Origin of the sequence: Marivirga sp. (assembly GCF_024636815.1) — a bacterium.
GTDB lineage: Bacteria > Bacteroidota > Bacteroidia > Cytophagales > Cyclobacteriaceae > Marivirga.
Map to the genome: position 1 here is coordinate 1 of NZ_JAGXGF010000094.1, position 8472 is coordinate 8472.

The following is an 8472-nucleotide window of genomic DNA, read 5'->3' on the forward strand; positions in this document are numbered from 1 at the left end:
AGTATGGTCGCTTCCTTAAGACATAAAGGAAAATCCATAGGTGTAATTATCCATCAATATATCGGCATGAGTGGAAAAAGGCTTTTTTTAATCTTTAGTTTTTCCACTTTAATTCTCATCATTGCTGTTTTTGCAGATATCATTGCCAAAACATTTGTGAAAAATCCCGGAGTGGCCTCTACTTCCGCTTTATTTATTTTGCTCGCTGTAGTTTTTGGTTTTTTCAACAGAAAATTAGCCCATAAAAAATCCGCTTTCTTATGGCTTTCCGTTATAGGCGTTTTTCTGATGTATTACTTCGTGATACTGGGAAACAACATGCCATTCGAATTAAATTATGTCTTCTGGGTCGGACTTTTATTGGCTTATGCTTTTGTGGCATCAGTTACGCCTATGTCTGTTCTATTGCAACCGAGAGATTACCTAAGCAGTTTTTTATTGTATGGTTTAATTTTATTGGCAATAGTAGGTGTAGTGGTAGCCAATCCGGAAGTAAAAATGGATAATAACATCATTTTCAATAGTGAAGATATTGGGTATTTATTTCCAGTGCTATTTATCACAGTTGCTTGCGGAGCAATAAGCGGATTCCATTCTTTAGTGGCTTCGGGTACCACTTCCAAACAACTCAATAAAGAAACAGACGCAAAAGTGGTCGGATATGGCGGAATGTTGATAGAATCATTTTTAGCTATAATTTCTGTTTGTGCCGTGATGGTAATTAGCCGCTCGGATTATGCCAGCAGCTTGGCTGTTGATGGCCCGGTGAATATGTTCGCCGATGGAATGGGTTATGTGATTTCTTCTTTAGGGATCGAAGAAGGCTTAGCCGTAAATTTTGTGGCGCTTACCATTTCTGCCTTTGCTTTAACCACTTTAGATACTTGCACTCGCTTGGCAAGATTTACCTTTCAGGAGTTTTTTGAGGAAACTGAAAACCAAAAAGTTCTAAACATTACCCAAAATAGATTTTTATCTACCACAGTAGTGGCCATTTTATCGGCTCTATTTTTAATGTCCGGTGAGTTCACCACACTTTGGCCAATCTTCGGATCTGCTAATCAATTGCTGGCGGCCCTGGCTTTACTGGCTATTGCGGTATGGATGATAAAATCAGGCAAGAAAGCAGGCTTTTTATTAATTCCGATGTTTTTCATGTTTGTGGTAACACTCAGTTCCTTGTTTGTATTAGCTTTCCAGAATTTTGAAAAAGGTATTTACAGCATCGCAATTATTGCTGGCTTATTATTCGCTTTAGCAATAGTATTACTGGTCTTAGCTAAGAGATGTTTGAAGAAAGAGGATGAGGCTTTAAAAGTTTAAATTATAACATTCCATTCTCATTGATAATTTCATCAGGAATCTCCTGACCTAAATCCCATAATTCCACGATTTTTTGGGCTTGAAATTTAAATATATGAACTAACGCAAAACCTGAATCAATGGGGTTTTGTTTGACGTGAGCGTGCACAACCACTAGTTCTTCATCAGCCAAAGACCTTAAGATTTTCAGCTCCTTTTCGGGATTGTTTTGCGCATCTTCAATCATGGCGTTCATCAGAGATTGAGCATCTCCCTTGAAAAATGGATTATGATGTTTGAAGTCTTCTGCTACAAAATTTTTGAAAGCTTCTTTTATATTGCCTTCGCCTATCAATTTTAAAAAGTTTTGAGCTATTTGTTTTTCAGAGTTCATAATTGCATGAAGTTTAATTAAAGTTAGCATGATTAATTTTCCTGAATAAAAATTCCTCTCAAATTTGTCGGTATTAATACTAAATCTTTCATTTTTTGTAACTTTCAATATGGAAAACCAAAAACATCTTTTTAATCTAAAGGAAGATATTCATTATCTGAATGGAGCTTATATGTCTCCTAATTTAAAAGCAGTTGAACAAGCTGGAATTGAAGGAATCATACGTAAAACCGACCCTACATCCATTAAAGAAAAGGATTTTTTCGAGCCTGCTGAAGAAGTCAAATCACTTTTTGGAAAGTTGATAAATGCATCTCCCAAGCAAATCGCTCTTATTCCATCCGCTTCTTATGGTTTAATGAATGCCATTAAAAATGTGCCAATTAAAAAAGGACAACATGCCATTACGGTAAATGAGGAGTTTCCCAGCGATCATCTAACCTTGAGAAAATTCTGTCAGGAAAATGATGCGGAATTAAAAGTGATAAAGCCTCCAAAAACTATAATAGGCAGAACGCAAGAATGGACTCAAAAAATACTTGAAAGTATAAATGAAGATACGGCCGTTGTAGTGATGTCCTCCATTCATTGGATGGAAGGTTTGAAATTCGATTTGAAGGCAATAGGTGAAAAATGTCGTTCCACCAATACTTATTTCATAGTGGATGGTACGCAATCAGTAGGTGCTCTACCAATTGATGTGGAAGCATTTAAGATAGATGCTTTGATTTGTGCTTCTTATAAATGGCTATTAGGGCCTTATTCTTCTGGTTTGGCCTATTATAGTGAAAGATTTAATGATGGAGAACCCATAGAATATTCATGGATGACTCGAAAAGATGGTCATGATTTTAGCAAACTAACGACTTACCCTGAAGAATTTGAAGATGGTGCCATGCGCTACAATGTAGGCGAGTTTAGCAATTTTATTGCTTTACCTATGATTAAATCAGCTTTAAAACAAATCCTAAGTTGGAAAACTGAAAATATCCAAAGCTATTGCTTTGAATTGCTAAGGCCATTAAGAGATTATCTGGAAGAAAAGAAGATTGAAAAAGATGATAATAAAATGGTAAGTGCCCATTTATATGGTTTATTTATACCTGAAAATGTAAATCTAAGCAAGCTTATGGAGGATGTTAAGGCTCATAATATTCACCTATCAGCAAGAGGAAAATCCATCAGAATATCCCCTCATGTTTATAATGATGCTAAGGATGTCAATGCATTAATAGAAGTTTTGAATAAGCATTTATAATCATTCTATTATCCTAATATAATCAATGGCCAAACAACTGATCTATACCGTAAAAGAAGGAAAATCCAGAGGCGCTAAATATTGTGCTATGCAGGAACGAACTCAGCAGCAGCTTCGAGATAAGCTATACGACTGGGGTTTGTATGGTGATGAAGTAGAAGAAGTGATCGCATGGTTAATTTCGGAAGATTTTATTAATGAAGAACGTTTTGCACAAAGCTATGTAAGAGGTCATTTTAATTTGAAAAAATGGGGTCGGATAAAAATCAAGCAAGGCTTAGAGCAGAAAAAGATTTCAGATTACTGCATCAAGAAAGGAATGAAGGAGATAGATGATGAAGACTATCTAAATACCATAAATACATTATTAGAAAAAAAGTGGAACACAATCAAAGAGCCTAATCTATATATGAAAAAGCAGAAAGCTGTCCGCTATTTATTACAAAAAGGCTATGAGTCTGATTTGGTTTGGGAAGCAGTTAAAAAGTTAGCCGATTGATTTAGATTGAAAGGTAATCAAGTTGACAAGTTAAATTTAACTAGATCATTATTGATAAGAGGAAATGGTAATCATCACTTGGGGGCGTGGTGTTAGGTTAAGCATTGTGTTAAAATGAAAATTTTGCAATAATTACACTTTTATTCCGTAAATTTTGTTTTAGAATTACGACAAACAAATTTTTAAATTATGCAATGGCAAGAATATATATTATCTGATAACAATGTGCTTTTAGGCAAGCCTACTTTAAAAGGAACCAGAATTTCTGTAGAACACATTATAGGTTTGCTTGCTCAAGGGTGGAGTGAACAACAGATATTAGATAATTACCCACGCCTAACAAACGAGTCATTACAAGCTGTATTTTTATATATACAGGATTGTATGAAAGATGGCTTACTCTATTCCAATGCTTAATGAAATTTTTGGCTAATGAAAATATCCCCCTCACTAGTGTTAATTACCTAAAGTCTAATGGGTATGACATAATTGCTATTGGCATTGATAATTCAGGCGTTTCAGATGAGGAAGTAATGAAAATAGCAATCAATCAAAGAAGAACAATTCTTACCTATGATAGCGATTATGGTAAATTGATTTTTGAAAAAGGCCATAAGCCCGATGAAGGAGTAATTTATTTTAGAAATCAGCCTGAAACCCCTCTTGATACGGCAAAAAGCCTCGAAAATCTATTGAAAAATGAATCTTTAGACTATAAAAACACATTGACAGTTATAGATTCCAACTCAATCCGTCAAAGGAAATATTGAGAATACTTTTGGATTGACTCATTCGGCAATACTTATCATTTTTTTATAGGGAATTTGCCGAAAGAAAGAATAATCATCCCCACCGGAATACTGGGTGAAGAAATAAAAAAACCTTTTCCAAAGTATCACACTTTGAAAAAGGTTGGATTAGAATCAATTATATGGACTCTGAAATTTAAATTATCATTCCGGCACCGACAGTTTGCTGGGTGAAATCATCAATAATAATTAATGATCCGGTATTTCTGTTTTTTCGGTAAGGATCGTATAATAATGGCTTGGCCGTCTTCAACGTAATTCTGGCAATATCATTTGCACCCACTTCCTTATCTCCCTCGTTCTTTTCAAGTGTATTTACATTCACCTTATATTTTACTTCTTTAATTATAGCTCTTGCTTCATTGGTGGTGTGCTTTACAGTATATTTCCCACCTAATTTTAAAGGCGTTACATTCAACCAGCAAACCATCAATTCTATATCTTGACCTATCGTTGGTTGATTATTAATCTTAGCCAACATATCTCCACGACTAACGTCAATCTCATCTTCTAAAGTCATGGCCACAGACATAGGTGGGAATGCTTGTTGCAATTCGCCATCCATTGTTTCAATTGACTTTATTTTGGTTGTAAATCCAGATGGCAACACAACTACTTCTTCTCCCTTACGGAAAATACCTCCACTAACCAGGCCAGCATAACCACGGAAGTCATGATATTCATCTGACTGCGGACGAATCACCCATTGAACAGGAAATCTACCATCAATTAAATCTCTATCAGATGCTACATGTACATTTTCTAAAGTCCACAGTAAAGATGGTCCTTTATACCAATCCATATGCTCAGATTTGTCCACAACATTATCTCCATTTAAAGCAGAGATAGGAATAAATCTGATATCCGGTATTTCCAATTTGGCATCGAAACTCAAATAATCCTTTCTAATTTTTTCATAAACCTCCTCACTATAATCCACCAAATCCATTTTGTTAATACAAACGATTACGTGTTTGATCTGTAAAAGGGAAGCAATGAAAGAGGGTCTTTTAGTTTGCTCAATCACACCTTTCCTTGCATCAATTAAAATAATAGCAAGGTCTACATTAGATGCGCCCGTAACCATATTACGCGTATATTGAACGTGACCGGGAGTATCTGCTATAATAAATTTCCTTTTAGGAGTAGCGAAATATCGATAGGCTACATCAATGGTAATTCCTTGCTCACGCTCGGCTTTTAAACCATCTGTCAATAAAGCCAGATTAATATGTTCATCGCCACGGCTTTTACTTGATTTCTCTACCGCCTCAATTTGGTCTTCAAAAATTGATTTAGTATCATACATCAATCGGCCAATCAAAGTACTTTTCCCGTCATCCACACTACCTGCCGTGGAGAAGCGTAGCAAGTCCATATCTAGGTAACCGGCTGTATCTGTTGTGTTATTTTCTTTATTTTCTTGCATCTATAAATGTCTTTTCAAAATCTTAAGTTTTTATTTTTGAGTCTAGATTCTAGACTCTTGGTTCTAGGTTCTATTCTAAAAATATCCCTGCCTTTTTCTATCTTCCATAGCCGCCTCAGATCTTTTATCATCTGCTCTACCACCTCTTTCTGTTTGTCTGGCTGCAGCTACTTCCTCAATAATCTTATCTAAAGTATCCGCTTCCGATTCTACAGCACCAGTAATGGTCATGCAACCTAAAGTTCTATAGCGAATGACTTTTTCCTCATACTGCTCTCCATCCAAAAGTGTGTTATAAGGAGATTTAGCTATCAAAGTTCCATTTCTCTTTATTACCTCTCTTTTGTGAGAGAAATATATACTTGGCAAATCAATCTTTTCTTTTTTGATATATTGCCAGACATCCATCTCCGTCCAGTTACTGATCGGGAAAATTCGGAATGATTCACCTGGTGCTTTCTTTCCGTTATAAAGATTCCATAATTCAGGTCGTTGATTTTTAGGGTCCCACTGACCGAAATCATCTCTGTGAGAGAAGAATCTTTCCTTTGCTCTGGCTTTTTCCTCATCTCTTCTACCCCCACCGAAAGCAGCATCATACTGACCTTCTTCCAGTTTTTCCAATAAAGTGATGGATTGCAATGTGTTTCTACTTGGGTTGATTCCCTTTTCTTCTACCGCTGTTCCTTTATCAATAGAATCTTGAACCAATCCTACATCCAAATTCACTTTATATTTTTCCGCTAAATTATCACGGAATTCTAAAGCTTCTGGAAAATTATGGCCTGTATCGATGTGTAATAAAGGAAAAGGAATTTTAGCTGGCCAAAAGGCTTTTTGTGCTAAATGCACCATCGTAATGGAGTCTTTTCCACCGGAGAATAAAATAACCGGTTTCTCAAATTGAGCCGCTACTTCACGGAAAATGTAAATTGCTTCTGACTCTAATTGATCTAAATGTGATAAATTGTAAGATGACATATTTTATTAATTCAAAAATTTAATTCTTAGAAGGCTTTCCTTTTGCAAAGGATTACCTAGACGGTTCTATTTAATATTTAATTCTTTCTATAATTGCTTTTACTAATTCCTGATGACTTTCTTCCAAATTTTGATTGGCCGTATCAACCGCCACATCAGGTTTGTTTGGAATATCAAAAGGAGCACTTACGCCCGTAAAATCAGGAATCTCTCCTTTTCTTGCTTTTGCATAAAGCCCTTTCACATCTCTCTCTTCGCAAACTTCAACAGGACAATCTACATATACTTCTACATAGCCATCACCGATGATCTCTTTTGCCATTTTACGGATGTCATTTGTAGGGCTTATAAAAGAGCAAATTGTTACTAAGCCTGCATTCATAAATAGTTTAGCCGTTTCGGCTGCTCTTCTGATATTCTCAGTCCTGTCTTCAGGACTAAAACCCAAATTATTGTTTATACCCGTTCGCATATTGTCACCATCCAGCAATTGCGTAAGATAACCCTCCTCATGCAAGCTGTTTTCTAATGCTCTTGCCAAGGTACTTTTTCCAGAACCAGACAGGCCAACCATCCAAATAACAATGGCTTTTTGATTGAGCATTTTTTCCTTATCGGAGCGGCTCAAAATGGTATCGAATATGGGATAAATGTTTTCCAAACTCATATAATTTTTAACAAAGTTAATAGGATAAAATTATAGTTATACGCATTTCTTGCGTATTTTTACACCATTCTAAAAATATTTAATCTCTATTGGGTTTATAGGCTAATAGAGGCCGATTTTGAAGAAAAAAAATTTAACCATATTCCACATCGGAATTCAAAAAATAAACAATAACCTTATGAAAATTGAAAATTTAGTAGAAGAAGTTAAAATCATTGCCCAAAATGCGGGGGCTTCCATCATGAAAATTTATACGGATGCAGACCTTAGCAAAGTGGTAGATTATAAGGCTGATGACAGTCCATTAACCTTAGCAGATGAGGCCGCAGATAAAGTCATAAAAAAAGGATTGGAAGAGCTTTCTGTTCAGTATCCAATCCTATCTGAAGAGGGTAAAAAAATGTCCTTTGAAGAAAGAAAAGATTGGAATACTTTCTGGCTTGTTGATCCATTGGACGGCACCAAAGAATTCATCAAAAAAAATGGCCAGTTTACAGTCAACATTGCTTTAATAAAAGATCATTATCCTATAATGGGAGTTATATATGTACCAGCTACTGAAACATTTTATTACGGAAGTGAACTAGGTGCTTTTAAAGAAGAAGGTGATGAAAAAACTGAATTAATAATAAATGGTAAAGGTGCTGATAGAATTGCCGTAAGAAGTGCATCTCATGCCTCTCCTGAAGAAGATGAGTTATTGGCTAAATATGATGTGAAAGACAACATCTCTAAAGGTAGCTCCTTAAAATTTTGCATGGTAGCAGAAGGAAAAGCGGATATATATTATCGTCATGGCCCTACTATGGAATGGGACACAGGCGCAGGGCAAGCCATATTAGAAGCAGCAGGAGGTAAAGTTTACGCTGGCAATTCAGAAGAAACTCGCTTCCAGTATAATAAAGAAGACTTACTGAACGGAAGCTTTTTGTGCTTGGGCTTTTAATTGTATTACATTATGAGCTAGAGTCTAGATAATAGAATCTAGACTCTTGTCTATCCCTAAATAGCATTGACCGTTTTGGTTAAAAATTCATTTTATAATTCCCTCGGGCAATTATGAGCCTGAGGTTCTTTTCTTGGGCAAACTTCGAAGAGGCTCGATGCCTCTTTGAAGTTTTTCCTTCCTTCGG

General features: G+C 35.8%; 10 protein-coding genes. 6 read left to right on the forward strand and 4 right to left on the reverse strand.

The window, feature by feature from the left end:
• Positions 1-1323 (forward strand): carbon starvation protein A (locus tag Q0L29_RS07015; protein ID WP_296620265.1); only part of this gene is annotated, 1323 nt, incomplete at its 5' end.
• 1 nt (position 1324) lies between these two features.
• Here Q0L29_RS07015 and Q0L29_RS07020 read toward each other — a convergent pair.
• Positions 1325-1696: a nuclear transport factor 2 family protein gene (locus tag Q0L29_RS07020; protein WP_296620267.1), complete on the reverse strand. Its 372-nt coding sequence runs from the start codon at positions 1694-1696 to the stop codon at positions 1325-1327.
• A 109-nt stretch (positions 1697-1805) separates the two neighbouring features.
• On the opposite strand from Q0L29_RS07020, the gene Q0L29_RS07025 reads away from it, so the two are divergent.
• The 4 genes from Q0L29_RS07025 to Q0L29_RS07040 all read left to right on the forward strand — a co-directional run bounded on the left by Q0L29_RS07025 (position 1806) and on the right by Q0L29_RS07040 (position 4223).
• The gene (locus Q0L29_RS07025; protein WP_296620269.1) at positions 1806-2954 is read left to right on the forward strand and encodes an aminotransferase class V-fold PLP-dependent enzyme; all 1149 of its coding nucleotides are present in this window, start codon (positions 1806-1808) and stop codon (positions 2952-2954) included.
• Positions 2955-2979: 25 nt separating this feature from the next.
• Complete coding sequence (locus Q0L29_RS07030) at positions 2980-3453, forward strand: regulatory protein RecX (RefSeq protein ID WP_296620272.1); 474 nt, start codon at positions 2980-2982, stop codon at positions 3451-3453.
• Between the two features lie 189 nt (positions 3454-3642).
• Positions 3643-3870: a DUF433 domain-containing protein gene (locus tag Q0L29_RS07035; RefSeq protein ID WP_296620273.1), complete on the forward strand. Its 228-nt coding sequence runs from the start codon at positions 3643-3645 to the stop codon at positions 3868-3870.
• Complete coding sequence (locus tag Q0L29_RS07040; protein WP_296620275.1) at positions 3870-4223, forward strand: DUF5615 family PIN-like protein; 354 nt, start codon at positions 3870-3872, stop codon at positions 4221-4223. Before Q0L29_RS07035 ends, Q0L29_RS07040 begins: the two co-directional genes overlap by 1 nt.
• 175 nt (positions 4224-4398) lie before the next feature.
• Here Q0L29_RS07040 and cysN read toward each other — a convergent pair whose 3' ends face one another.
• The 3 genes from cysN to cysC form a co-directional block, all read right to left on the reverse strand.
• A complete protein-coding gene (gene cysN / locus Q0L29_RS07045; RefSeq protein ID WP_296620277.1) occupies positions 4399-5691 on the reverse strand; it encodes a sulfate adenylyltransferase subunit CysN in 1293 nt (430 codons plus the stop codon).
• Between the two features lie 75 nt (positions 5692-5766).
• Positions 5767-6672 (reverse strand): sulfate adenylyltransferase subunit CysD, encoded by a 906-nt coding sequence (cysD, locus tag Q0L29_RS07050; protein ID WP_296620278.1) that lies wholly within the window; start codon positions 6670-6672, stop codon positions 5767-5769.
• 70 nt (positions 6673-6742) lie between these two features.
• Entirely contained in the window at positions 6743-7339 is a 597-nt protein-coding gene (gene cysC, locus Q0L29_RS07055; RefSeq protein WP_296620280.1) for an adenylyl-sulfate kinase, read from the reverse strand.
• 178 nt (positions 7340-7517) lie between these two features.
• Between cysC and cysQ the strand changes: the two genes are divergently transcribed.
• Positions 7518-8285, forward strand: a complete 768-nt coding sequence (cysQ, locus tag Q0L29_RS07060) for a 3'(2'),5'-bisphosphate nucleotidase CysQ (RefSeq protein WP_296620282.1) — start codon at positions 7518-7520, stop codon at positions 8283-8285.
• The last annotated feature ends 187 nt before the right edge of the window (positions 8286-8472 follow it).

Excerpts from the sequence above, each read along its gene's own strand:
- Q0L29_RS07020 (WP_296620267.1), bottom strand. The coding sequence starts at position 1,696 with ATGAACTCTGAAAAACAAATAGCTCAAAACTTTTTAAAATTGATAGGC.
- Q0L29_RS07025 (WP_296620269.1), top strand. The coding sequence starts at position 1,806 with ATGGAAAACCAAAAACATCTTTTTAATCTAAAGGAAGATATTCATTAT.
- Q0L29_RS07030 (WP_296620272.1), top strand. The coding sequence starts at position 2,980 with ATGGCCAAACAACTGATCTATACCGTAAAAGAAGGAAAATCCAGAGGC.
- Q0L29_RS07035 (WP_296620273.1), top strand. The coding sequence starts at position 3,643 with ATGCAATGGCAAGAATATATATTATCTGATAACAATGTGCTTTTAGGC.
- Q0L29_RS07040 (WP_296620275.1), top strand. The coding sequence starts at position 3,870 with ATGAAATTTTTGGCTAATGAAAATATCCCCCTCACTAGTGTTAATTAC.
- cysN (WP_296620277.1), bottom strand. The coding sequence starts at position 5,691 with ATGCAAGAAAATAAAGAAAATAACACAACAGATACAGCCGGTTACCTA.
- cysD (WP_296620278.1), bottom strand. The coding sequence starts at position 6,672 with ATGTCATCTTACAATTTATCACATTTAGATCAATTAGAGTCAGAAGCA.
- cysC (WP_296620280.1), bottom strand. The coding sequence starts at position 7,339 with ATGAGTTTGGAAAACATTTATCCCATATTCGATACCATTTTGAGCCGC.
- cysQ (WP_296620282.1), top strand. The coding sequence starts at position 7,518 with ATGAAAATTGAAAATTTAGTAGAAGAAGTTAAAATCATTGCCCAAAAT.